The 23,965-nt window shown below is 30.0% G+C and carries 23 protein-coding genes; 12 read left to right on the top strand and 11 right to left on the bottom strand.

The annotated features are described in order from the left end of the window. Window positions 1–5 precede the first annotated feature (5 nt). From HALO113_RS02050 to HALO113_RS02065, 4 genes are all read left to right on the top strand, one after another. Window positions 6–428, top strand: coding sequence for a hypothetical protein (locus tag HALO113_RS02050; protein WP_159777433.1), 423 nt, complete (start codon window positions 6–8; stop codon window positions 426–428). Then, the gene (locus HALO113_RS02055) at window positions 429–1,424 is read left to right on the top strand and encodes a glycosyltransferase family 2 protein (RefSeq protein ID WP_159777434.1); all 996 of its coding nucleotides are present in this window, start codon (window positions 429–431) and stop codon (window positions 1,422–1,424) included. Window positions 1,425–1,494: 70 nt separating this feature from the next. Further along, window positions 1,495–2,337, top strand: coding sequence for an OmpA family protein (locus HALO113_RS02060; protein ID WP_159777435.1), 843 nt, complete (start codon window positions 1,495–1,497; stop codon window positions 2,335–2,337). A gap of 162 nt (window positions 2,338–2,499) precedes the next feature. Next, window positions 2,500–3,075 carry a chalcone isomerase family protein gene (locus HALO113_RS02065; protein WP_159777436.1) on the top strand — a complete coding sequence of 192 codons (576 nt, stop codon included), beginning with the start codon at window positions 2,500–2,502 and terminating at the stop codon, window positions 3,073–3,075. A 36-nt stretch (window positions 3,076–3,111) separates the two neighbouring features. On the opposite strand, the gene HALO113_RS02070 is transcribed toward HALO113_RS02065, so the two are convergent. Together HALO113_RS02070 and HALO113_RS02075 are read right to left on the bottom strand one after the other, a co-directional pair. Next, window positions 3,112–4,134 (bottom strand): carboxypeptidase-like regulatory domain-containing protein, encoded by a 1,023-nt coding sequence (locus HALO113_RS02070; RefSeq protein WP_159777437.1) that lies wholly within the window; start codon window positions 4,132–4,134, stop codon window positions 3,112–3,114. 2 nt (window positions 4,135–4,136) lie between these two features. Further along, window positions 4,137–4,757, bottom strand: coding sequence for an L-threonylcarbamoyladenylate synthase (locus HALO113_RS02075; protein WP_159777438.1), 621 nt, complete (start codon window positions 4,755–4,757; stop codon window positions 4,137–4,139). A gap of 196 nt (window positions 4,758–4,953) precedes the next feature. Between HALO113_RS02075 and HALO113_RS02080 the strand changes: the two genes are divergently transcribed. The 3 genes from HALO113_RS02080 (at window position 4,954) to HALO113_RS02090 (ending at window position 10,053) form a co-directional block, all read left to right on the top strand. Continuing rightward, window positions 4,954–5,349: a hypothetical protein gene (locus HALO113_RS02080; RefSeq protein ID WP_159777439.1), complete on the top strand. Its 396-nt coding sequence runs from the start codon at window positions 4,954–4,956 to the stop codon at window positions 5,347–5,349. Between the two features lie 135 nt (window positions 5,350–5,484). Next, window positions 5,485–7,764, top strand: coding sequence for a GH92 family glycosyl hydrolase (locus HALO113_RS02085; protein ID WP_159777440.1), 2,280 nt, complete (start codon window positions 5,485–5,487; stop codon window positions 7,762–7,764). Between the two features lie 3 nt (window positions 7,765–7,767). After that, on the top strand, window positions 7,768–10,053 hold the full coding sequence (locus HALO113_RS02090; RefSeq protein WP_159777441.1) for a GH92 family glycosyl hydrolase: 2,286 nt from the start codon (window positions 7,768–7,770) through the stop codon (window positions 10,051–10,053). Here the strand turns inward: HALO113_RS02090 and HALO113_RS02095 are convergent, their stop codons facing one another. Then, a complete protein-coding gene (locus HALO113_RS02095; RefSeq protein ID WP_159777442.1) occupies window positions 10,054–10,398 on the bottom strand; it encodes a helix-turn-helix domain-containing protein in 345 nt (114 codons plus the stop codon). A 114-nt stretch (window positions 10,399–10,512) separates the two neighbouring features. On the opposite strand from HALO113_RS02095, the gene HALO113_RS02100 reads away from it, so the two are divergent. Continuing rightward, entirely contained in the window at window positions 10,513–11,112 is a 600-nt protein-coding gene (locus tag HALO113_RS02100; protein ID WP_201297554.1) for an NAD(P)H-dependent oxidoreductase, read from the top strand. 109 nt (window positions 11,113–11,221) lie between these two features. Continuing rightward, complete coding sequence (locus HALO113_RS02105) at window positions 11,222–11,719, top strand: hypothetical protein (protein ID WP_159777443.1); 498 nt, start codon at window positions 11,222–11,224, stop codon at window positions 11,717–11,719. Window positions 11,720–12,160: 441 nt separating this feature from the next. Here the strand turns inward: HALO113_RS02105 and HALO113_RS02110 are convergent, their stop codons facing one another. After that, the gene (locus HALO113_RS02110) at window positions 12,161–13,204 is read right to left on the bottom strand and encodes an oxidoreductase (RefSeq protein WP_159777444.1); all 1,044 of its coding nucleotides are present in this window, start codon (window positions 13,202–13,204) and stop codon (window positions 12,161–12,163) included. 352 nt (window positions 13,205–13,556) lie between these two features. Here HALO113_RS02110 and hemN point away from each other — a divergent pair, with 352 nt between their 5' ends. Next, a complete protein-coding gene (gene hemN, locus HALO113_RS02115) occupies window positions 13,557–14,915 on the top strand; it encodes an oxygen-independent coproporphyrinogen III oxidase (protein ID WP_159777445.1) in 1,359 nt (452 codons plus the stop codon). A gap of 148 nt (window positions 14,916–15,063) precedes the next feature. Then, window positions 15,064–16,164 carry a YCF48-related protein gene (locus HALO113_RS02120; RefSeq protein ID WP_159777446.1) on the top strand — a complete coding sequence of 367 codons (1,101 nt, stop codon included), beginning with the start codon at window positions 15,064–15,066 and terminating at the stop codon, window positions 16,162–16,164. Between the two features lie 79 nt (window positions 16,165–16,243). On the opposite strand, the gene HALO113_RS02125 is transcribed toward HALO113_RS02120, so the two are convergent. After that, entirely contained in the window at window positions 16,244–16,417 is a 174-nt protein-coding gene (locus HALO113_RS02125; protein WP_159777447.1) for a bacteriocin, read from the bottom strand. A 468-nt stretch (window positions 16,418–16,885) separates the two neighbouring features. On the opposite strand from HALO113_RS02125, the gene HALO113_RS02130 reads away from it, so the two are divergent. Further along, the gene (locus tag HALO113_RS02130) at window positions 16,886–17,428 is read left to right on the top strand and encodes a hypothetical protein (protein WP_159777448.1); all 543 of its coding nucleotides are present in this window, start codon (window positions 16,886–16,888) and stop codon (window positions 17,426–17,428) included. Between the two features lie 156 nt (window positions 17,429–17,584). On the opposite strand, the gene HALO113_RS02135 is transcribed toward HALO113_RS02130, so the two are convergent. From HALO113_RS02135 to ccoN, 6 genes are all read right to left on the bottom strand, one after another. Further along, window positions 17,585–18,286, bottom strand: a complete 702-nt coding sequence (locus tag HALO113_RS02135; RefSeq protein ID WP_159777449.1) for a sulfite exporter TauE/SafE family protein — start codon at window positions 18,284–18,286, stop codon at window positions 17,585–17,587. 228 nt (window positions 18,287–18,514) lie between these two features. Then, a complete protein-coding gene (locus tag HALO113_RS02140) occupies window positions 18,515–18,961 on the bottom strand; it encodes a FixH family protein (RefSeq protein ID WP_159777450.1) in 447 nt (148 codons plus the stop codon). A gap of 165 nt (window positions 18,962–19,126) precedes the next feature. Further along, window positions 19,127–20,545, bottom strand: a complete 1,419-nt coding sequence (gene ccoG, locus HALO113_RS02145; RefSeq protein WP_159777451.1) for a cytochrome c oxidase accessory protein CcoG — start codon at window positions 20,543–20,545, stop codon at window positions 19,127–19,129. A 54-nt stretch (window positions 20,546–20,599) separates the two neighbouring features. Further along, window positions 20,600–21,550, bottom strand: a complete 951-nt coding sequence (locus HALO113_RS02150; RefSeq protein ID WP_159777452.1) for a cbb3-type cytochrome c oxidase N-terminal domain-containing protein — start codon at window positions 21,548–21,550, stop codon at window positions 20,600–20,602. A gap of 37 nt (window positions 21,551–21,587) precedes the next feature. Further along, window positions 21,588–21,761, bottom strand: coding sequence for a CcoQ/FixQ family Cbb3-type cytochrome c oxidase assembly chaperone (locus HALO113_RS02155; protein WP_159777453.1), 174 nt, complete (start codon window positions 21,759–21,761; stop codon window positions 21,588–21,590). 5 nt (window positions 21,762–21,766) lie between these two features. Next, the gene (gene ccoN / locus HALO113_RS02160; RefSeq protein WP_159777454.1) at window positions 21,767–23,965 is read right to left on the bottom strand and encodes a cytochrome-c oxidase, cbb3-type subunit I; all 2,199 of its coding nucleotides are present in this window, start codon (window positions 23,963–23,965) and stop codon (window positions 21,767–21,769) included.

Raw genomic sequence — 23,965 nt, forward strand, 5'->3', positions numbered from 1 at the left:
ATACTTTGGAAGAAATAGATAATATATTTGGTCGAGAAAGTAAAAAGACTCAATCTGAGAAACAACCTTATTTATATATTCATTTTGATAATCATGCCTACGCATTTACTATTGAAGCTAATATTGAAGGCTTAGAGATTCTTAAAAACGAAATAGCCAATACGATAGTTTCTTGTCCAAAAGATATATATGAAGAAAATTCAATTTTTACCTTAGAAAAAACAAAAGCAATAACCAGTAGCAAACTTTTCTTAGAAAGCATTGAAATAGTAGAGAAAAATCCTCCCCAAAAAGTAAATGAAGAAAATAAAAAATCAAGTATTGAATTGGAAGTAATTGGTTGTTTACTTGTTGTAGCCTTGATTGGAATAGTTTTTATAGTAGGGTTTATCACATCAATAAAATATTTAATTTTTCAATTTTTATAAATGAAAAAAATAGCCGTAGTTATATTAAATTGGAACGGGGTCGATTTACTGAGACAATTTTTACCAAGCGTACTTCAATATTCTGAAGAAGCCACAATCTATGTTGTGGACAATGCTTCAAATGATGATTCCATTTCGGTTTTAAAATCTGAATTTCCAGAGGTTCAGATAATTGAAAACGAAGGCAATTATGGCTTTGCTAAAGGTTATAATGAAGGATTGCAAAATATAAAAGAAGAATATTTAGCTTTAGTAAACAGTGATATTGAGGTAACAGCAAACTGGCTGAAACCAATTATCCATATATTTGAAAAAGAATCTGAAATAGCCATTATTCAACCTAAAATTTTAGATTTTAAAAACAAATCTTATTTTGAATATGCTGGTGCTGCTGGAGGTTTTATTGACAAATATGGTTACCCGTTTTGTAGAGGCCGTATTTTTGATAGTGTAGAAAAAGATGATGGGCAATATGATTCGGATAGAAAGATTTTTTGGGCGTCTGGAGCGTGTTTTTTTATTAGAAATAAAGTATATCAAGAATTAAAAGGTTTTGATGAAGATTTTTTTGCACATCAAGAAGAAATTGACTTATGTTGGAGGGCTTTCAATCTTGGACACGTTATTAAATATTCGCATCAATCAGTAGTTTATCATATAGGGGGAGCAACCTTATCTGTTGGTAATCCTAAAAAAACATATCTAAATTTTAGGAATTCATTGTATATGTTAACTAAAAATTTACCAAAAGACAAACTATTTAAAATTCTATTTTTAAGAATGGTACTAGATGGTATAGCTGGTATTCAATTTTTAATAAAAGGAAAATGGAAACATTTTCACTCTATATTAAAAGCTCATTATCAATTCTATATAAACTTCAAACATCATTATAGGAAAAGAAATTTAAATAATAAGGATAATTACTATGCAATAAGTTCTATTATCATTCGTTTTTTTATTAAAAAGCAACATTTTTATAAGAACTTATTTTAACAATAGTTTAGCTATATTAATTTTAATAATACACAAAATTGTCATTAATTTTGTACCAAATAATTGAATTATGAAAAAAATAACAGTAATTGCAACAGCATTAATCCTCACACTTTCTTCGTGTGTTTCAAAAAAGAAATTTACAGAATTAGAAAACAAAAATAAAGAAATTCAAGATTTACTAAATACAGCTACCGTTAAATTAAATAACTGTTTAACTGAAAAATCAGCTATTACGGATCAATTAGATTATTTAAAAAAGAATAATGCCGATTTAATTAACAGTTCGAAAGAGTTAACTGTTTTAACTACAAAAGGAGCTGAGAATCTAGAAAAATCTTTAGAAAGCTTAAAAGAAAAAGATTTAAAAATATCGAGATTACAAGACGCCTTATCTAAAAAAGACAGTGTTACCCTTGCATTAGTTACTAGTTTGAAAAAAGAAGTCGGTTTAAATGATCCAGATATCAATGTAAATGTAGAAAAAGGAGTGGTTTTCATTTCTATTGCAGATAATTTATTATTTAAATCAGGAAGTTATGAAGTAAGTCCTGGAGCAAAAACTGTTTTAGCAAAAGTAGCAAAAGTAATTAATAGTAAACCAGATTTTGAATGTATGGTTGAAGGTCATACGGATAACGTGCCAATTAAAAATACAGTATTATTAGACAATTGGGATCTATCAGTTAAAAGAGCAACATCTATTGTGAGAGTTTTACAAAACGATTTAGGTGTAGACCCAAAACAACTTATACCTGCAGGAAGAAGTTACTTTATTCCATTAGTTGCAAATGATACTCCTGAGAATCGTTCTAAAAATAGAAGAACAAAGATTATTATTTTGCCTAAAATCGATCAGTTTTATGATATGATTGAAAAAGAAATGAAAAATCTTAGTGGAGACAAAAAATAATTATTAATAAAATTAAATATGAAAAGTATGGTATTTTTTGCCATACTTTTTTTTTGGCATTAAATTTGCAAATAGTTTTTTAAGAAAAAATGGTTTTTTTATTAAAAAATCGTTATCTTTATTATTAATTAATTAGTTTTGCAATCCCCAATTTTGAAATTTATGAAAAAAATTATTTTGTTATTAGCTTTTCTTGTAAGCTTTTCATCTTTTTCACAAGATGATTTAGACGTAGACGGAATCAAAATTAAAAAAAGTATAAAAGTTAGAGATTCTGGTGGTAAAACCAAATTAGTTCTAAACGGTTATGGAATTCGAGATAAAATGTGGATTAATTTATATGTACAAGCATTATATCTTACTGAAAAAACAGATGACCCTAAGAAAATTCTGGATTCTGATGAAACTATTGCAACGAGATTATATGTTACTTCTTCTTTAGTAACTAGAGAAAAATTAATCAAAGCTATCGAAGAAGGTATTGAAAAATCATATCAAAGTGAAATTGAGCCCTTAAGAGATCGAATGCATAAATTTATGTCTTTCTTCGAAAACGTTACAGAAAAGGGATATCTAGAATTTGTGTATTCTAAAGAAGATGTTAAAACGTATGTTTTCATAAATGACAAACTAACTGGTGAGATTGAAGGTTTAGACTTTAGAAAAGCTCTTTTCGGTATTTGGCTAGAAGAACGATGCGTAGATAGAACGCTTAAGAAAAGATTATTAGGTAAATAAATATAAAAAATGCCTCTTTATTAAAAGAGGCATTTTTTATAGCCCATAATTTGATGGTAATAAATCACCTATTTTTCTTTTAGTGATATCTCCAGAAAAAAAGATGTCATTATAATTTGAAAATAAACCAAATTTATCTACAAAAAATGCCTCTCTAAAAAAACTTATTTTTGATTGCTCTTTATTATTATATAAAATATTAAACTCCGCTACTAATCCTTTTTTATTTAAACCTTTTTCTTGTTTAACAACATTTACTTTATAAAAAGGATTGTTAACATCTTCAGAAATTACAAAATGCTCATCTGGATTAGTCATAAGACTTCCTTTAAATAATATGAAATCATCTTTTCCCCATTTTTTTGCCACCAAATTCCTAAAAAAATGTAAAGATGAACCAAAATATGACGCATCTCTTCTTTTTATAAATTTCTTATCATTTTCAATAGCTGTAAAAAAAGAAGTCCCAGCATACAATGAACTCAACATATCTGATGTATTTAAACTAATCTTATAAAATTTACATTGAAAGTCTACCAATTGATAGGTAATTTTATAACTTAAATAATTATTTCTAATTAATAAAGGTTTGTCTGAATAAGCCTTTAAAACAAAGTTTTTACTATCATAATCAAAATAAATTTCATCTTCATTTTCAATTTCACAGTCAGACCCAGCTTTATTGGTACCTAAAAATTGTTCTTTAAAAAATTGAAGCATTCGCTTTCTTGAAAAAGGGCATTGTTGTACAATAACTTCTTTTAAAGATTTTATTTCCTCTGTCAAAACAATATTAATACTTTTTTGCGTTCCTTCTGTGGCTATGTATTGAGTAATAAATCCAAAATAACTAATTACAACGACAGAATTAATTGTACTGGATAATGTAAGTAAAAAATAACCTTTATCATCATTTGTTGTACCAATAGTTGTTCCATCAATATAGATAGATGCACCTAATAAAGGTATCTGATTAGTATCTTTTACAAAACCCTCAATTGTTATTTGTGAATAAATACTTTTCGTGAAAAGTAGGAAAAACAAAAGAATTAATCTCATTATTATAAAATATCTAAGCTTCCTTTGCCTTCACGAATTACTTCAGGTTCATATCCTGATAAATCGATAATAGTTGACGCTACATTATCTCCATAACCTCCGTCAATAACTACATCAACTTTATTTTGCCATTTCTCAAAAATTAATTCTGGATCAGTAGAATATTCTAAAACTTCGTCTTCATCATGTATTGATGTTGAAACTATTGGATTACCTAATACTCTTACTATTTCTAAAGCAATATTATTTTTAGGCACACGTATACCTACAGTTTTCTTCTTTCTAAATTCTTTTGGCAACTCATTATTACCTGATAAAATAAATGTATAAGGTCCTGGCAAGGCTCTTTTTAAAATCTTAAACGTACTTGTATCTATCTGTTTTATATAGTCAGAAATGTTGCTTAGATCACAACATACAAAAGAAAAATTAGCTTTTTCAAGTTTAATACCTTTTATTTTAGCAATTCTTTCCAATGCCCTAGAATTTGTTATATCGCATCCTAAACCATAAACTGTATCCGTGGGATATATTACTAATCCACCATCTCGTAATACATCTACCACTTTTTTAATAGCAGCTTCACTAGGCTTATCTTCGTAAATCTTAATAAATTGAGCCATAATATTATAAAATAGTAAGTAAAGATAGAAGAAAAAAACTATTTCAATTCTAATTACAACACAAATACATATTAATCATTTTTTTAATCATTTTTTTAAAAAGTTTATATAAAAAAAATTAAAAAATTAAATATTTATTGTATATTTAATTTAAACTTTTAAATATCCTACTAATATTAACCAAATCATTATGTCTATGGTAAAAAAATACTTTCTCATTTTATTATTTTTTAATTCTTTAAATCAACTTCATAGCCAACATATTAACTTATCTGAAGAAGAAGTTATAGCTACATTATGCCATACATGGAGTTTAAGTTTTGCTTCAATACAAGGAAAACCAATACAAATTAACATTGATTTAAAAGTCCAATTCAATCCTGATAATTCATATTTTCTTTTGAGTAATCCGCAAAAAATAGGAAAATGGAGATATAATCAGAAAGGGAAATTTATTGAATTAACTACTAATGACAGAACGGCTCGGATAACAACATTAAATAAAAAAGAAATGGTATTTATTGAAATGCAAGTTGATGAACACCAAAGAGTAACTCCTCAAAAATCCCAATTTCATTTTATAAGAGAATAAACAAATTAGAAAAAATTTTGAAACTAAATATTTTAACTATACAATAGCACAACTTCCTCATATTTGTTTTCGTGATAAAGAATAGAATTAAGTATATTTGAACAATACAAATAAACAAATTAATTCTTTTCTTTAATGAATCAAAAGATATTTAAAGTGATTTTTATAATTACTTTATACTGTAATGCTCAAAATGTTTCCAAACCTAATGATTTAGTAGATTGGATAAATCCACTCATGGGAACCGACAGTAGTTATGAATTAAGTAATGGAAACACTTATCCTTCCATTGCTTTACCTTGGGGAATGAATGCTTGGACACCACAAACTGGCAACAATGGCAACGGTTGGCAATATACCTATGATGCTAATAAAATTAGAGGATTCAAACAAACACACCAGCCTTCACCCTGGATGAACGATTACGGTCCGTTTTCTTTAATGCCGATGACTAAAAAAGGTACTATTGATGAAGAAGAAAGAGCCAGTTGGTTCAGTCATAAGTCTGAAATCGCCAAACCCTATTATTATAGTGTTTATCTAGCGGATTATGATGTTACTACAGAAATCACTCCAACAGAAAGAGCCGCTTCCTTTCGATTTACTTTTCCTAAAACAGACAGTGCTTTTGTAGCCATTGATGCCTATGACAGAGGTTCGTACATCAAAATCATTCCTTCAGAAAATAAAATTATTGGTTACAGCTCGAGATATGCACGAGGAAAATTAAATAATTTCAAAAATTATTTTGTCATTGTTTTTGATACTCCTTTTATAACTACTTCACTTTGGAATGATAAAACTAAAATTGACACAAATGAACTTTCTGGATCACATATAAGTAGTCTTGTTCATTTTATAACAAAAAATAAAAACACAATTATTCACGCTAAAGTTGCTTCATCCTTTATCAGTTTTGACCAAGCTGAACAAAATCTAAAAGAAATTGGCTCTGACAACTTTGATACTGTTAAACAAAAAGCCAAGAAAATTTGGAATACAACTTTAGAAAAAATACAAGTTGAAGGAGGTACAACAGACCAAGTAAGAACATTCTACTCTACCTTGTATCGTACCCTCTTTTTCCCAATGAAAATGTACGAAATTGATACTAATGGAAATATAGTTCATTATAGTCCCTATTCTGGTAAAACCATTCCAGGATATCGCTTTGCTGGAACTGGTTTTTGGGATACTTTTCGAGCACTTTACCCTTTTTTAAATTTAATGTATCCTTCCATTAATAAGGAAATGCAAGAAGGGCTACTAAACGATTATAAAGAGGGTGGTTGGTTACCCGAATGGAGCAGTCCATCCTACAGTGACATCATGATTGGTAATAACTCAGCATCAGTTGTAGCAGATGCCTACATAAAAGGGTTGCGAGGATATGATATCGAAAAACTGTACGAAGCACTACTTCATGGTGCTAACAATGAAGGACCACAAGCTACAGGAAGAAAAGGAGTTCAATATTATAATGAATTAGGTTATGTCCCTTACAATGTTGACATTAATGAAAGTGCTGCTAGAACCCTAGAATATGCTTACGATGATTTTGCAATTAGTCGTTTGGCCAAATTATTGAATCGTCCACAAAAAGAAATTGAGTTGTATGAAAATAGAAGTAAAAATTACAAACATCTTTTTGATTCTGAAACAAAATTAATGCGTGGAAAAAATAAAGATGGAAAATTTCAGAAACCTTTTAATCCTTTAAAATGGGGTGATGCATTTACAGAAGGTAACAGTTGGCATTATACTTGGAGTGTTTTTCACGATATTGAAGGATTAGCACAACTAATGGGTGGACATCAACAATTTATCACTATGCTAGATTCTGTGTTTAAAATGGCTCCAGTTTTTGATGATAGTTATTATGGAGGCACTATTCATGAAATACGTGAGATGCAAATTGCAAATATGGGACAATATGCGCATGGAAACCAACCCATTCAACATATGATTTATTTATACAATTATGCGGGCCAACCTTGGAAAACACAATATTGGGTTAGAGAAGTTATGGAACGCATGTACAAACCAACTCCAGATGGCTATTGCGGTGATGAAGATAACGGACAAACTTCTGCTTGGTATGTTTTTTCTGCTTTAGGTTTCTACCCTGTTTGTCCTGCAACGAATCAATACATATTGGGTTCGCCTTTATTTAAAAAAGTAACGTTACATCTTGAAAATGGCAAAACATTTACCATTGAAGCGCCTAATTCTAATTCGGAAAATAAATATGTTGATAAAATTAAATTAAACGGGAAAGAATACAAAAATAATTGGATTAGCCATGAAGATATCTTAAAGGGCGGTACTTTTAATTTTATTATGAACAACATACCTAATACAAAAAGAGGAACAACAACCGATACTTTCCCTTTCTCACTATCTACTAACAATTAAAACATGAAAACATTATTTTCAGCAGTTAGCTGTTTTTTTACACTGCTTATTTTTGGCCAACAAACTTCAAAAAACTTAATTCCGTTTGTAAAACCAATTATTGGAACACAACGCATGGGTCATGTTTATCCCGGTGCTACCGCTCCATTTGGAATGGTACAACTAAGTCCAGATACCGATACCATTCCTTATGCTGTTAATGGAAAATACAATCCCGATGTATATAAATATTGTGCGGGTTACCAGTACGATGACAAAACTATAGTTGGTTTTAGCCATACCCATTTTAGTGGAACAGGCCATTCCGATTTAGGGGATTTCTTAATTATGCCAACAACAGGAAATTTACAATTAAATCCGGGAACAGCAAAAGCACCTTCAAAAGGGTTTAGATCTACTTTTTCTCATGAAAATGAAGTTGCTGAAGCAGGATATTACAAAGTGAAACTAGATGATTACGATATTACAGCAGAATTAACAACTTCTATTCGTGTAGGTATGCATCAATACACCTTTCCAAAAACCGATCAAGCTCATATTATTTTAGATTTAATGGCTGGAATTTACAATTATGACGAAAAAAATGTTTGGACTTACATAAGAGTTGTAAATGATACTTTGGTAACGGGTTATAAACAAACCAATGGTTGGGCTAGAACCAGAACAGTCTATTTTGCCATGAGTTTCTCCAAGCCTTTTAAGAATTATGGTCAGAAAAACTTTGATGAAAAACAAGTATACCGAGGTTTTTGGAGAAAATTTGATCAAGAAGATAATTTCCCAGAAATAGCGGGTAAAAAAATAAGAATGTTTTTTGATTTTGATACAGAAGCAAATGAAAAAATTAAAGTTAAATTTGCTTTATCACCTGTAAGTCAAAAAAATGCTCTTCAAAATTTAATAGAAGAAATACCGCATTGGGATTTTGAAAAAGTAAAAAAACAAACACAAGATGACTGGAATCAAGAATTAAATAAAATCCAAGTTGATGCCACTCTTGATGATAAAACCAACTTCTACACCGCTATGTATCATGCTTTTATAACACCTACTGTTTATCAAGACAGAAATGGAGAATACAAAGGGTTAGATCAAGATGTACATCAAACTAATGATTTTACCAATTATACTACTTTTTCACTTTGGGATACGTATAGAACCTTACATCCATTATTTAATGTTCTCCAACCCAAAAGAAATGCAGATATGGTGGCTTCTATGATAGCTCATTATGACCAAAGTAGTTTACATATGCTTCCTATTTGGAGTCACCATGCGAATGACAATTGGTGCATGAGTGGTTATCACAGTGTATCTGTAATTGCAGACGCTATCTTAAAAGGAACGTATACAGGTGATGCAGAAGCTGCTTTAAATGCTTGTGTAATTACAGCAAGGAAGCGCAATTATGAAGGAATTGGTTACTATATCGACAAAGGGTATATTCCAGCCGAAAAAAGTGGTATTTCGGTTTCCAATACTTTAGAATATGCCTATGACGATTGGACTATTGCACAATTGGCAAAAAAATTAAATAAGACTGATATTTACAACGAGTTTATACAACGTTCCGAAAATTGGAGAAATAATTTCAATCCGGTTTCAGGTTTTATGGAACCCAAATTAGCCAATGGAACATTCAAAAAAGATTTTGATGCTTATAGTACTCATGGGCAAGGATTTATTGAAGGAAACAGTTGGAATTACAGCTTTTTTGTACCGCACAATCCTGCTGCATTGGTAACAATTATGGGAGGCAAAAAACAATTTGGTAAAAAATTAGACACCCTTTTCACCATGCATTTATCTGATGCTTTCTTTGCAGAAACCGAAGACATCACAAGAGATGGAATTATAGGAGGTTATGTACACGGAAATGAGCCTGCACATCATGTTGTTTATTTGTATAATTGGGCAGATCAACCTTGGAAAACGCAAGAAAGAGTGCGTCATATATTAAAAATGCAATACAAACCTACACCAGATGGTTTAGGAGGAAATGACGATTGCGGACAAATGAGTGCTTGGTATATTTTCAGTGCTATGGGGTTTTATCCAGTAGCTCCAGGTTCTTTAGAATACGCTATTGGTAGTCCTTTAATTAACAATGCAATCATTCATTTAGAAAATGGGAAAACTTTTGAAGTTGTTACTCAAAACCAATCAGAAACTAATCCATATGTAAAAAGAATTATCCTGAATGGAAAAACGTTAGATCGTTATTACATTACCCATGATGAAATTATGAATGGCGGAAAAATAACCTTCATAATGAGTTCTAAAAAATAATTATATAGTGGTTTCCAATTCATTTTTCACTACATAATCACCCCATTTAGCCATTTCTTGCAAAAGTGGAATAAGCGTTTTTCCAAAATCGGTTAATGAATATTCCACTTTTAAAGGAGGCTTTGTAGTATATACCTGCCTTTGAATCACACCATCAGCTTCTAGGTCTTTTAACTGCAAACTCAAGGTGCGTTCGGTAACATCTTTCATTTTTTTTCGTAGTTCATTGTAACGTAAAGGTTCTTTAATCAAATAAAATAAAATCACCGATTTCCACTTACCACCAATAATCCCCATCGTAACACTGGTACAACAAGGATATTCTTTTCCTTTTACTGTATACATACTTTTATTTTTTATTAAATTTAAACTATCCTTTTTGACCGTTATTGCACAACAAAAATACTATACTTACTTTTGTAACTATAAAAAATATAGTATAAATCAAATCACAAAAATATGAGTTTTATTGCAGCTATACAAGAGCGTTACACGACAAAAAAATACGATGCTTCTAAAAAAATTGAAAAAAAAACCTTAGAACAATTAAAAGAAATTGTAAGACTGAGTCCGTCCTCAATAAACAGTCAACCTTGGAAATTTACTTTTATTAGTGATGAAAAAACCAAAAACGAATTAGCCAAAGCATCTTTTTTTAATGATACCAAAGTAATCAATTGTGATACGCTAGTTGTTTTTAGCCGAATTGATAGTATTGTCGAGTTTGAAAAACAAATTCAGGCCACACTTCCAGAAGGTGCTGTAGGATATTACAACCAATTTATTAAACCTTTACCGGAAGCAGAAATAAAAGCATGGTTTGACAAACAAGTATATTTAGCTCTAGGCGTTTTCTTGAGTGCTTGTGCAGCAATGCATATCGATTCTACTCCAATGGAAGGTATCGAACCCTATAAATATGATGCAATTCTAAAATCTGAAAATCATCATGCCTTAGTAGCTGTTGCTATTGGTTATAGGGATATTGAAGATGCCAATCAACCCCAAATAAAACCAAAATCGAGAAGAGGAATTGAAGAAGTTGTTAAAACTGTTTAATTCAATTTGAAAATAAATTAATATAAAGCGTAAACTAATTTTGTTTGCGCTTTTTCATTATAAATCACCTATTAATCTAACTATTTTGTTTATATTTCAAAATTAATTCATGCTTTATCAATACAATATGGCACATACTATTAATGGAATTATTACTAGTTTTAAATATGATGGAAAATTGCCACATGTTAACTTAGTTGGAAACTATTATTTAATAACATTTGTACCAAAATATAGTTCTAGTTATTCTGAAAAAAAAATTGAACCTTTTCAAGAATTAACTTCAGAAATTAAACAAGTTATAAAAGAATTGTCTTTCAAGGGCAAATGTATATATATTGAAACCGATTATTTTGGTGGTCCAGGTTATCAAATGTCCATGATTTGGGAAAATGGAAAAGCTGTTTCAGAGCCTCTTATTTCATATGATATGATTGAAAATCCAAAAACACCTGAAAAAGCAAAATTAGTAACTAATGCCATTAATATTGCATTACATCACATAGGCATTTACACTCATGAAAACAAAGATGAATTTGACACAGTTAGACTAGGAGACTATCGTTCTTATGAAGATGTGATGGAAGAATTTTTGAAAACTAAATAAAGTAAGATAAGATTTAAAAACTTTGAAAATAAAACTAGTTCTATTTATATTATTTATAACTTTAAGTTACCCTAATTGTTTTTCACAAACTAAAAGTTGTGATACTATATATGATTCAAAAGAAATAAAAGCACATTATAAAAAATTGAATTAGAACTAAATAAATTTGTTATTAAACAGCTAATACCAATAATTGTAAAATGTAGAGAAAAAAATCATTATACTATTTCTTCTTTTTTTTATGTATTTAACGATTGATTCTAATGGGAAGATTATAGCTATTAAATTTGCATGAACTAAACTTAGTGAAGCTTGTAAAAAAAATTATAAAAGAACTTTTAACTATGGAAGGATAGCAACCCGCTTTACTGAATAACCAACTCGTTTGCAGTATCTATATTTTACCAATACATTGTTTAAAAAGACAATAAAAATCATTTATTACTCTCTAAACCTTAACTCCACTACTCTATTTTTACCTGCTGCATAGGCTATCGAATCATTAAGAAATCGCAACGTATATAAATCATTATCTTTTGCTAATTTTTTCCAAGTTACACCACTATCATTTGAAAAATGTATGCCTGTTCCTCCTACACAAACTAACGATTTTCCATCACTTTTGGGTACAAATTGAACACAAGATGCATATCCAAAGCCCTCATTTCGTCCTACCAATTTCCAAGTTTTACCACCATCATTTGTAATAGCTTTATTGTCAATATTGGCTTCTTGTTTTTCATAATCTCCTCCAGCAATAAAACCTATCTTTTCATTATAAAAATCGGCAGTAAAAATACCCGTCATTGCTTTTCCTTGTACAATAGGAGTTTCATATACTTGCCAAGTAATTCCTTTATCTTCACTAACAAAACAACGCGCTTTTTTCCCACCAGAAACAATAAAAATTTTGCTTCCACGTAAGATAACATTCGTATTACTCGCAGCAAATGCGGCTTCACCTTCTGTTACTTTAGGCAATTTTTCACAAGGTATTTTCTGCCAAGAATTGCCTCCATCATGAGTAATAATAATATTCAAGCAATCTAAAACAGGATCACCCATTGCTACACCGAAAGAATCATCTAAAAATTGCATACTGTCGTAAAATACTTTTTCATCTACTTCATGATACACCAATTTTACCACTGTTTTATCTTTACTAATCTTGTACAACAAACCTGGATTAGCTACACTCAATACAAAAATAGCTTCTTTCGTTTTAGCTATACTTCTAAATTCTGGATGCAATGAATCCTTTGCTATTCTTCCTCTAAATTTCTTTTGGGTGACTAAATCTATCGCTCCATATTTTCCATTATTACCTGCAAACCATAATTCGTTACTATCTATAGCTATAGCTCTTATACTAATAGAATCGTTATGAATATCTTTTAAAAAAACACTATTAATGGTTATTAAGGATTTATCTGAACAAGCCGTAAATAGTATTGGTAAACAAAAAAATAATAGTAATTTTTGCATTTTTGAAGAATTTTATTACGAATTTACAACTTATTTTTAATTATTTAGTAATATGAACTCTTTCGGTTAGAACCTAGTAGATACCCAACCAATTGAATATACTAATAACTTCTCGATACTTCGACTGACCGCTCATTAGATAAAAGAAAGTTGTAATAAATATAATATAACAAATTAAAAACAAATAATTGTTATCAAAAAAATCAGTACTAATTACTGAATGCTTATCAATTTCTACTTTCGACTTTTCACTTTCAACTTTTGACTTTCGACTTTTGACTTTCGACTTCCACATGATATTTATCATTTTTAGCCTGCAACTGTCTGTTTACTTTTGAATAAATTTTGTACCATGAGTTTGATTCAAAAATATAATGTTCCTGGACCAAGATATACCAGTTATCCCACAGTTCCTTATTGGGAAGAAAATTTATTTACAATAGATCAATGGAAAAAAAAATTGAAAGAATCATTTATAAGTTCTAATAGTAATGAAGGGATTAGTTTATATATACACTTGCCTTTTTGTGAAAGTCTATGTACTTTTTGTGGTTGCAATAAAAGAATCACGAAGAGACATGATGTAGAACATCCTTATATTACTGCAGTATTAAAAGAATGGGAATTATACTGTGAATTATTACCACAAAGACCACAAATTAAAGAAATCCATCTAGGAGGAGGAACTCCTACATTCTTTTCTCCAGAAAACCTAACATTACTTATAAATGGATTATTTATAAATGCAGATAAAGCGGAAAACTATGAATTTAGCTTTGAAGGACATCCTAATAATACGACATATGAACACCTGCAAACTTTATATCATTTAGGTTTTAGAAGAGTGAGTTTTGGAGTACAAGATTATGCTGAAAAGGTACAAAATGCCATTCATAGAAAACAATCGTTTCACAATGTAGCCAAAGTAACTTTTTGGGCGAGAGAAATTGGTTATACCTCTGTTGGTCACGATTTAATTTTTGGACTACCTTTTCAAACCTTAGAAAATGTACTAGATACCATTGCAAAAACTAATTCTTTACAACCCGATCGATTGGCTTTTTATAGTTACGCACATGTTCCTTGGATTAAAGGTAACGGTCAACGTGGGTTTAATGATGAAGATTTACCAAAGGACGAGATTAAAAGAGAATTATATGAACAAGGCAAATTAGAACTTCTACACCGAAAATACATTGAAATAGGAATGGATCATTTTGCTTTAAAAAATGATAGCATGACTACTGCTTTTAAAAAAGGAATGTTACATCGCAATTTTATGGGTTATACTGCTTCTAAAACAGAAGTTATGATTGGGTTGGGTGTTTCGTCTATTAGTGATTCATGGACCGCTTTTGCGCAAAATGCAAAAACAATTGAAGAATATTATTCGAAATTAGACCAAGATGAATTACCTATTTTTAGAGGACATATTTTAACTCAGGAAGATTTAATTATTCGCAAACACATACTCAATTTAATGTGTCAATTTCAAACTTCATGGAAAACACAAGATTCTTACTTTCCAGAAATAGAAATCATTCTAGATTCTTTGTATGAAATGGAGCATGATGGCTTATTAAAAATTAATGACAAGACAATCATAGTAACGGAAAAAGGAAAACCTTTTGTTAGAAATATTTGTATGGCATTTGATTTACGATTAAAAAGAAAAGCACCACAAACGCAATTATTCTCAATGACAATATAAATCCAGAATTAAAATCAATAGAAAAAATTATATATCAAGAGTTTATAAGAAATTTTACTTCTTAACTATAAATTAATACTTGTAAGGTTTAATTTTGTGTAATTTTGTAAAATAAATCATACAAATATTTAAACCAAATTATTTTTAAATGAAAAAAAAGTTTTTCTCAAGTATTATTGCATTAGTAATTCTATTAACCAGCTGTTCTAATGAGGATACTCAATCTCAACAAACTGATTCACCTCAAAATGAGATATTCATTACTTCAGCTACAACAGTAACAACTGCTACTACAAAAAATTTACATTCAATTCATTTTATCTCTCAAAATATAGGTTATATTGCTGGAGGAAATGCTTCATTAGTAACACAAGATCAAAATGCTATTATTTTAAAATCAATAGATGGTGGAGTTACTTGGAATTCAATTTATACTTCTCAAAATGGATTTTATATTACACATATAACAGATCACAATGGTATTTTATACGCAACTACAAATTCCAATATTTTATTAAAATCATTAGATTCTGGTGCTTCTTGGTCAGAAAGTAGTATTACTACTGAATCCTTTTATGCTTCTAGAATATACTTCATTGATGCTAATAATGGTTTTATTCTAGGCTCTTTAAATGCTAATGGAAAATTGTTGAAAACTACCGATGGTGGAAACACGTGGGAAGAAGCATTAAGCAATGAAGATCAGAATACCTATTTAACAAATACAAAACTAGAAAGTATAACTTCCTATTTTGAAAATGGTAAATATGTTTTATTAATCACCGGAGGAAATTATACCCAAGGAAAGGTATTGAAAAGCATTGATAGTGGCACAACTTGGACAACTACCACTATAACTACTGAAATACTTTTAACGGATATTTCTTTACAGGGCTCAGAAGGTTATATGGTGGGCAATAATGGAGTAACTTCATCTAATGAATTTGGAGAAGTATATAAAACCACAAATAAAGGACTTACTTGGAATAAAATTAATACCAATTATACTAATAAATTAAATCGAGTTGCTTATAAAAATAACACTATAGGAATCATTGGTACCAATTCATTTAATGATTTAACCAATCCTGAATTTATTATTGTATCTAAAAATAATGGCCAAACTTGGCAAAAAATCAATCATAATTTTGTTGTTGCTGGTTGGAACGATATAGCCTTTATAAATGATTACAAAATGATTGTTGTTGGATATAATGGCAAATGTATTTTGATTAACCTTTCTAATTAAAAAAGTAAAACTTAGACCATTTTGAACTAAAAAGGCAATCCTATAGATTGCCTTTTAGTTTTATTAATCTTAATCATTGTTATGGACAGTAAGATTGCCCTCCAGGAATAGTGCAGCACCATACACCTGAAACTGCCATTTGTCCCCAAAAACCTCCCATAGCGTCACAGCTTTCCTTCGTTTTCCAACCTCCATTAATGTTTTTAAGCTCATCTTTACTTAGGCTTTTACCTATCATTTTTACATTTTTCATAATTAAATTGTTTGTATGTTGAATTATTTGTAAGATACATTTAATTTTTTAAATTACTTCTTATACAGAAGACTTTATGAAATTATTAACAGTTAACCCGTTGATTTTTAAAAACACTTCAACCTTTTTCAACAATACTTTTCTCTCATTTTTCGTTCAATATTCATATTTATATGTCAATATAAAAAGAGATGTTACACACTAGTGAAGCTAACTGACAAATTACTACACTTATATCAGTTAGAAAGTAAAAAATCGAAAAAGAAAAGAGATTAATAGAAGAGCATTTTTAGGTTAATAACTTAACTTTTTAAACCTAAATACCTAAATTTTATGTCTAATAACCTAAATTTATACTTAAAGGATAAATTTTAGGTTTTATACCATTCATCAAACTAATAAAATCTTGAAAATTCTATTTTTATTATTTTTACATTGGAGATTAATAATTACATCTCATCTTACAATATGACATTAGAAAATCTAGAAATTAAAATATCCGATGTAACCAAATGCTTAATTACTATGGTAAATGATCTTTGCTGTAATACCCTATCTAAAAATTGGTATTATATATTATCGGAAATTGATGAAACTATTGGTAAGAATTTATTTGAAAAAAATAAAATTAGAAAAAAAACTAATGAAGGTATAGCTCCTAAACATTTAGAAGAAATTACGCAAGATTTAGCTTTACTTTATACTAATCTGTATGATATAAATTTCTACATTTATAAGGCTACAAAAGATAAAACCGTTATTGATATTAAATATTTTCTAAAAACTTCTCATACTAAAGATTTCTATGAAACGATAAAGAACAATGATCCCATGTGGCATTGTAAAGTGGCTATACCTCCTTATTTAAGTTCTATTGGAAAGCCTACAAAAGAAAAAAAGAAGTTTGATGTTAATTGGCAATTAGGTGGAATAAGATATGAATGGTATCTTTTTTTATATCGTTTTGAGTATTATTTATATAAAACTAGAAAAGGATTCACAAACTTGTAATATTGTAAACATTTCATAAGTAGCTCACTCATAATATTACTTACTGAATGAGACCTTTACAGGGTGACAAGATTGCGAGTATTTAATTACCTTTATAAAACAACCTTTAACTTTAAAACCCTTAAACAATTTTAAACAATCTTAAACCATTTCTACCTAATGACAATTGGCTTCTGCTTGTACAAAAAGGCTGGTTGTACTTGGAGAAATGTAAGGAATATTTAAGCCTAGTCCTCTTGTAATAAATAAAATGCCAATAAAAATTGCTATCAAAGGAATTACTTTTTGTATAGTATTTCTAATTGGATTTGTAATTAAATTTGAGACTAATACTACCAAACTCATTAAAGGGATGGTTCCTAAACCATAAAGAAGCATATATAAAATACTATAAGATAGATAAGGCATAGCCAATGCTCCAAAAAGTGCTACATAAACCATTCCGCAAGGTAAATAACCATTTAGCAATCCTATTGTAAAAAGTGAAGAATACGATTTCTTTTTAAATTGTTTGCCTAAATGAGTCTTTACTTTGGAAATAATTTTATAAACTGGTTTTGAAAAATTATATTGGGCCAAAGTTTTTTCAGGTATCAATGCAATTAAAATTATTAGAATACCAACTAATATAGATAATTGTTGTTGCATTCCTGCCAAGAAAAAACCTTTACCCAATACCCCAAAAACTAAACCTAATGAACTATAGGCAATTATTCTGCCCAAGTGATACACAAATATTTGTGTTATTTTTTTAACTTTATTATTTCTATCCACAGGTAACATCATAGCAATAGGTCCGCACATACCAATGCAGTGAAAACTACTGATTAAACCAAATATGATAGCGGTGTAAAGCATTTTTTTGACTGATATCTGTTATGTGTTTTTTGTTTGTGTTTAAAAATTGAAACGTGATTTTTAGCCCCGATAGCAGTAGAAATCCTTTTCTTTTTGTCATTTTGAGCGCAGTCGAAAAGCAAAAAGAAAAGATTGTAACGGATAGCGGGTGTGATCTTCTTCCGAAGCCGTATTGTTATGCTCCTTAAAATACTAACCACTAATTACAAACTACTAATCACTAAAAAACTAATAATAAACCGACTGTTTGTTTCTATATTGCACGCCATCGTATTCCCATTCTACTGTAATGTCCCAAAGACCGCCTACCAAGTTACTTTTAGGTATGAGCAAATTTGAAGAAGACAATGAAATTTCCATTTCAGAATCTAATTTCTGGTTAGACGGTCTATATAAGGACACTTTACCTTTTATATTTTTATAGTTAAAATCGTTTGGAAAAGCAACTTGAATTCCTTCTGTAACTTTTTCAATTTTTACTTTATTAATCAAAGCATTTGCATTTGATGTTCGATTGATATTTCCCTGTACTTTAAGTTCTTGTTGGTAATAATCCTCTGTTACCAATTCGTTATCGTATTTAGAATTAGATTGCACTTTGAACACAAAAAACAAGATAAATGTCATAAACAATCCAAACGCAATTACAATACCTGTTCCCCAATTTATTTTCATATTTTTTGTCATTACGAGGAACGAAGTAATCGCATCCTCTGTTAGTATTTTATATATATATCGTCAATTCGAGTAATCTTTACACCATCAAATGAATTGAAAAATGCATAAGAACCACAGTGTAGCAAACAAAACTTCTCGAATGCGCTCGAAGTGACAACTCTGTTAATTAAAAGACCTTGGTCCTAAGAATGTTGTGGTTGTAGTTTCGATTAATTTGCCATCGTTATACACTCCAATTTTAACTTTCATTTTATCTTCTTTTACTTCATTAATGGGTATTTCAATAAATAATGTTCCTTGGTACAAGGCTTCTTTTTTTACTACAATATGTTTGTTACCGACTAATTTAATTTCTCCTAGTGGTTTTTCTAATTTAAAGGAAACATTTTCAAAATCTTTGACAGTTTTATTCACTATTTTGTAAGTAAAAACATTACTTATTACTGTCCCTTTTTGTTCATATAGTTGTCCTGGTAGTCTGAATACATTAGCTTCCACATCATTACGCAAGAAAAGTAGACCAATCAAAACACCTATGAGAATGGTTAATACTGCAATGTAACCTTTCATTCTGGTTGTAAGTTTGAACTTTTCTTTCTTTACAATTTCATCTTCACTGGCATAACGAATCAATCCTTTAGGTAAACCTACTTTATCCATAATAGTATCACACTCATCGATACACGCTGTACAATTGATACATTCTAGTTGAGTTCCATTTCGAATATCTATTCCTGTAGGACAAACTACAATACATTGTTTGCAATCGATACAATCTCCTTTACCAGAAATGCTTCTATCTTCTCTTTTGTCCCATTTGGCTCTTCCTTTTTCGCCTTCACCCCTTACATGATCATAAGCAACATTTATTGATTTATTATCTAATAAAACACCTTGCATTCTTCCATAGGGACAAGCTATAATACAAACTTGTTCTCTAAACCATGCAAAAATAAAATAGAACACTCCTGTAAAAATGAGTAAAGCAATAAGAGTACTTATATTCTCGCTTGGTCCTTCTTCTATGTATTCTAACAATTTATCACTACCTATAAGATACGCAAGAAATACATTAGCAATTAAAAAAGAAATTACAAAAAATATAACCCATTTTATAAGTCTTTTTCTAATTTTTTCTGCATTCCATTCTTGTTTTGCCAAACGCATTTGTGCGCCTCTATCTCCATCAATCCAATATTCTATTCTTCTGAAAACCATTTCCATAAAAATAGTCTGTGGACAAAACCAACCGCAAAATATGCGCCCAAAAGCAACTGTAAATAAGGTTAAACCCACCACTCCTATAATCATCGATAATACAAAAATATAGAAATCTTGTGGCCAAAATGGGAAACCAAAAATGGAAAACTTACGTTCTAATACATTAAATAATAAAAACTGATTACCATTTATTTTAATAAAAGGTGCCGAGAGTAAAAATGCTAAAAGAAAATAACTTAATAACTTTCTCTTATCATAATATTTTCCAGAGGGTTTTTTAGGAAAAATAAAATTTCGTTTTCCTTCTTCGTTTATAGTAGCAATGCTATCTCTAAAACTTTCATCTGGTAAATTTGACATAATTATATAAATTAATTTGATTAAAAAAGAGGTTTATAATAAACCTCTAATTTACTACTCAGCTACGATACTATCAGTAACTTTTGTTACTTCATCAGTTATTTTTTTAGCTTCTACAGCTGCTCCTTCTTCTACCCAAAGTTCCCCTTCAGGTGCTTTTGCATTTGCAGGATTAGAACCTTGTAATGAAATAATATAACTTGCTAATTTCTGAATATCAGTTGGTTTAATTACTTCTTTCCAAGGAGCCATTACTGTATTTTTTTGACTACCTTCAGAAATTACTTTAAAGATATTTTTTATTCCTCCACCATTGATCCAATAAGCGTCAGTTAAATTTGGACCAATATTACCTTCTAAATTTTCTTTATGACAAGAAGCACAGTTATTTTCAGTAAAAATTCTTTTACCATCTGCGATACTTGCTGCATCTTTCATAAGTTCAACATTATCCAAATTCACTAAATCGGGAGCATTTTTCAAATATTCTTCATGTTCTTTTTGCGCATCTAACATAGCCATTTCATATTCTTCTTTTTGAGTATAATCTCCAACAATATGAAAACGAATTAAATAAACTGCTGCAAAAATTAGTGTTCCATAAAATAAATACACCCACCAAGGAGGTAATACATTATCTAATTCTTTAATACCATCATAATTGTGATCTAACATAACATCGGCTTCTTGCTCAATCGCTTTGGACCTTGTTAATTTTTTCATGATATTTTTATAGAATGCACTTTCTGTAAATGGTAACTCTTGTGCTTCTTTTAATTGTTTTTTCTGTTCTTCGCTCAATAGTTGATAAGTAACTTTATCCACCGCGCTAATTACTATTTCAATTGCAATTAAAAGAAATAGAAAAACAAATAAGAAGACAGAAACCATAGGGTACTCTATAAAAGCCGGTTTTTCACCAGAATCTATAAAGTATTCCATTCCTGCAAAAACGGCTGCAAAGATTAATGGAACTCTAACGTATGAAGGGATGATGTTTTTCATATATGTAATTTTATTTATAATAGATTGTATCTATATATTATAATTCGTCTTTTATGGGTAATTCGCTTAATTCTTTTATTTTTTCCTTTTTATAAGTAAAAACCCATATAAAAAGAACTAGAAAGAATGTAAAAAATATACCTAAGGATAGGATTGGATAAATCTCAACACCCGCTATTGTTTCTAAATTATGTTTGATAAATTTTAACATACTGTTTATTTTTTAGCGTTATCTTCTTTTGTAATATCAGTTCCTAAACGTTGTAAGTAAGCAATCAAAGCAGTAATTTCTCTATCTTTTACAGGTACAAATTCCGCACCACTAGTTGCTTTTTGCTCATCAAATGATTTTTTGATATCATTATTCTTCATTAAGTTTGCCTCAATCTTAGAAGCTTGCTCTTTCATATTTATATGAGCATTTTTTACATCTTCATTTGTATATGGCACACCTAATGTTTGCATTACTTTCATTTTTTCTTGAGTAGTAGATGTATCTAATTTATTTCTAATTACCCATTTATAGCCTGGCATAATAGAACCAGAAGAAGTACTTTGCGGGTCCCATAAGTGATTGAAATGCCAATCATCTGAACGTCCACCATTATTTGGTTTACCCGAAACGCCTTCACGAGCTAAATCTGGGCCTGTACGTTTAGAACCCCATAAAAATGGATGGTCATATACAAATTCTCCTGCTTTTGAATATTCTCCATAACGCACAACTTCGGAACGGAAAGGCCTTACCATTTGAGAGTGACAGTTATTACACCCCTCTCTAATGTAAATATCTCTACCTTCTAATTCTAAAGGCGTGTAAGGTTTTACACTAGCTATAGTGGGGATATTTGATTTTACCATGATAGTAGGTACAATTTGCAAAATACCTCCAATTAAAATCGCAATGGTTGCTAAAATAGTTAACTGAATTGGCTTTCTTTCTAACCATGGATGGAATTTTTCACCTTTTAATCGTCCAGAAGCAATTTTAGTTAATGCCGGTGCTTCAGCTAATTCGTCTTCCACTGGTTTTCCCGCCATTACCGTGCGAGCCACATTGTAAACTAATACTAATAATCCAATTACAAATAATGTTCCTCCAATAGCTCTCATCAAATACATAGGCATAATTTCAGTAACTGTTTCTAAGAAATTTCCGTATTGTAAAGTGCCATCAGGTTTAAATTGTTTCCACATAGAAGCTTGTGTAAATCCTGCTACATACATTGGTAACGCATATAAAATAATTCCAAGAGTTCCAATCCAGAAATGGAAATTAGCTAAAGCAGTAGAATATAGTTTTGTTTTAGTCATTCTAGGAATTAACCAATAAATCATACCAAATGTCATAAAACCGTTCCATGCTAATGCTCCAACATGAACGTGAGCTACAATCCAATCCGTAAAATGGGCAATTGCGTTTACATTTTTAAGAGACAACATTGGTCCTTCAAAAGTAGCCATACCATAACCTGTAATACCTACAACAAAGAATTTTAAAACAGGTTCTGTACGCACTTTATCCCAAACACCTCTTAAAGTTAATAACCCATTAATCATTCCTCCCCAAGATGGAGCAATAAGCATTACAGAAAAAACTACTCCTAAATTTTGTGCCCAATCTGGTAGAGCAGTATATAATAGATGGTGAGGACCTGCCCAAATGTAAATGAAGATTAATGACCAAAAATGTATAATGGATAAGCGATAAGAATATACAGGTCTGTTTGCAGCTTTAGGTACAAAATAATACATCAATCCAAGGAAAGGTGTGGTTAAAAAGAAAGCCACCGCATTGTGTCCATACCACCATTGTACTAAAGCATCTTGAACACCAGCATATACAGAATAACTTTTTAATGCAGAAACAGGTAGTTCCAAACTATTAAAGATATGTAATACGGCAACAGTTACAAAAGTGGCAATATAAAACCAGATAGCTACATATAAATGTCGCTCTCTTCTACGTAAAATTGTCATAATCATATTGATACCAAATACTACCCAAATTAAGGCAATAGCAATATCTATAGGCCATTCTAATTCTGCATATTCTTTAGAAGTTGTATATCCTAAAGGTAAGGTAATGGCAGCTGCTACAATGATTAATTGCCATCCCCAGAAATTAATGTTACTTAAAACATCACTATACATTCTAGTTTTTAATAATCTTTGTAACGAATAGTACACACCTGCAAAAATAGCATTACCTACAAAGGCAAAAATAACAGCATTAGTGTGTAACGGTCTTAATCTTCCAAAACTTAACCAAGAGATTCCATCGGTCATATTTGGAAAAAGAAACATAAAGGCAACTGTGAGACCAACGAGCATACCTACCACTCCAAACAAGATACTTGCATAAAGGAATTTCTTTACAATTTTGTTGTCGTAATAAAATTGTTGCATTTCCAT

Source organism: Flavobacterium sp. 9AF (assembly GCF_902506265.1).
GTDB lineage: Bacteria > Bacteroidota > Bacteroidia > Flavobacteriales > Flavobacteriaceae > Flavobacterium.

What these genes read in the sequence shown, in the direction of transcription:
- HALO113_RS02055 (WP_159777434.1), top strand. Translation starts at nt 429, where the DNA reads ATGAAAAAAATAGCCGTAGTTATATTAAATTGGAACGGGGTCGATTTA.
- HALO113_RS02060 (WP_159777435.1), top strand. Translation starts at nt 1,495, where the DNA reads ATGAAAAAAATAACAGTAATTGCAACAGCATTAATCCTCACACTTTCT.
- HALO113_RS02065 (WP_159777436.1), top strand. Translation starts at nt 2,500, where the DNA reads ATGAAAAAAATTATTTTGTTATTAGCTTTTCTTGTAAGCTTTTCATCT.
- HALO113_RS02070 (WP_159777437.1), bottom strand. Translation starts at nt 4,134, where the DNA reads ATGAGATTAATTCTTTTGTTTTTCCTACTTTTCACGAAAAGTATTTAT.
- HALO113_RS02075 (WP_159777438.1), bottom strand. Translation starts at nt 4,757, where the DNA reads ATGGCTCAATTTATTAAGATTTACGAAGATAAGCCTAGTGAAGCTGCT.
- HALO113_RS02080 (WP_159777439.1), top strand. Translation starts at nt 4,954, where the DNA reads ATGGTAAAAAAATACTTTCTCATTTTATTATTTTTTAATTCTTTAAAT.
- HALO113_RS02085 (WP_159777440.1), top strand. Translation starts at nt 5,485, where the DNA reads ATGAATCAAAAGATATTTAAAGTGATTTTTATAATTACTTTATACTGT.
- HALO113_RS02090 (WP_159777441.1), top strand. Translation starts at nt 7,768, where the DNA reads ATGAAAACATTATTTTCAGCAGTTAGCTGTTTTTTTACACTGCTTATT.
- HALO113_RS02095 (WP_159777442.1), bottom strand. Translation starts at nt 10,398, where the DNA reads ATGTATACAGTAAAAGGAAAAGAATATCCTTGTTGTACCAGTGTTACG.
- HALO113_RS02100 (WP_201297554.1), top strand. Translation starts at nt 10,513, where the DNA reads ATGAGTTTTATTGCAGCTATACAAGAGCGTTACACGACAAAAAAATAC.
- HALO113_RS02105 (WP_159777443.1), top strand. Translation starts at nt 11,222, where the DNA reads ATGCTTTATCAATACAATATGGCACATACTATTAATGGAATTATTACT.
- HALO113_RS02110 (WP_159777444.1), bottom strand. Translation starts at nt 13,204, where the DNA reads ATGCAAAAATTACTATTATTTTTTTGTTTACCAATACTATTTACGGCT.
- hemN (WP_159777445.1), top strand. Translation starts at nt 13,557, where the DNA reads ATGAGTTTGATTCAAAAATATAATGTTCCTGGACCAAGATATACCAGT.
- HALO113_RS02120 (WP_159777446.1), top strand. Translation starts at nt 15,064, where the DNA reads ATGAAAAAAAAGTTTTTCTCAAGTATTATTGCATTAGTAATTCTATTA.
- HALO113_RS02125 (WP_159777447.1), bottom strand. Translation starts at nt 16,417, where the DNA reads ATGAAAAATGTAAAAATGATAGGTAAAAGCCTAAGTAAAGATGAGCTT.
- HALO113_RS02130 (WP_159777448.1), top strand. Translation starts at nt 16,886, where the DNA reads ATGACATTAGAAAATCTAGAAATTAAAATATCCGATGTAACCAAATGC.
- HALO113_RS02135 (WP_159777449.1), bottom strand. Translation starts at nt 18,286, where the DNA reads ATGCTTTACACCGCTATCATATTTGGTTTAATCAGTAGTTTTCACTGC.
- HALO113_RS02140 (WP_159777450.1), bottom strand. Translation starts at nt 18,961, where the DNA reads ATGAAAATAAATTGGGGAACAGGTATTGTAATTGCGTTTGGATTGTTT.
- ccoG (WP_159777451.1), bottom strand. Translation starts at nt 20,545, where the DNA reads ATGTCAAATTTACCAGATGAAAGTTTTAGAGATAGCATTGCTACTATA.
- HALO113_RS02150 (WP_159777452.1), bottom strand. Translation starts at nt 21,550, where the DNA reads ATGAAAAACATCATCCCTTCATACGTTAGAGTTCCATTAATCTTTGCA.
- HALO113_RS02155 (WP_159777453.1), bottom strand. Translation starts at nt 21,761, where the DNA reads ATGTTAAAATTTATCAAACATAATTTAGAAACAATAGCGGGTGTTGAG.
- ccoN (WP_159777454.1), bottom strand. Translation starts at nt 23,965, where the DNA reads ATGGAAATGCAACAATTTTATTACGACAACAAAATTGTAAAGAAATTC.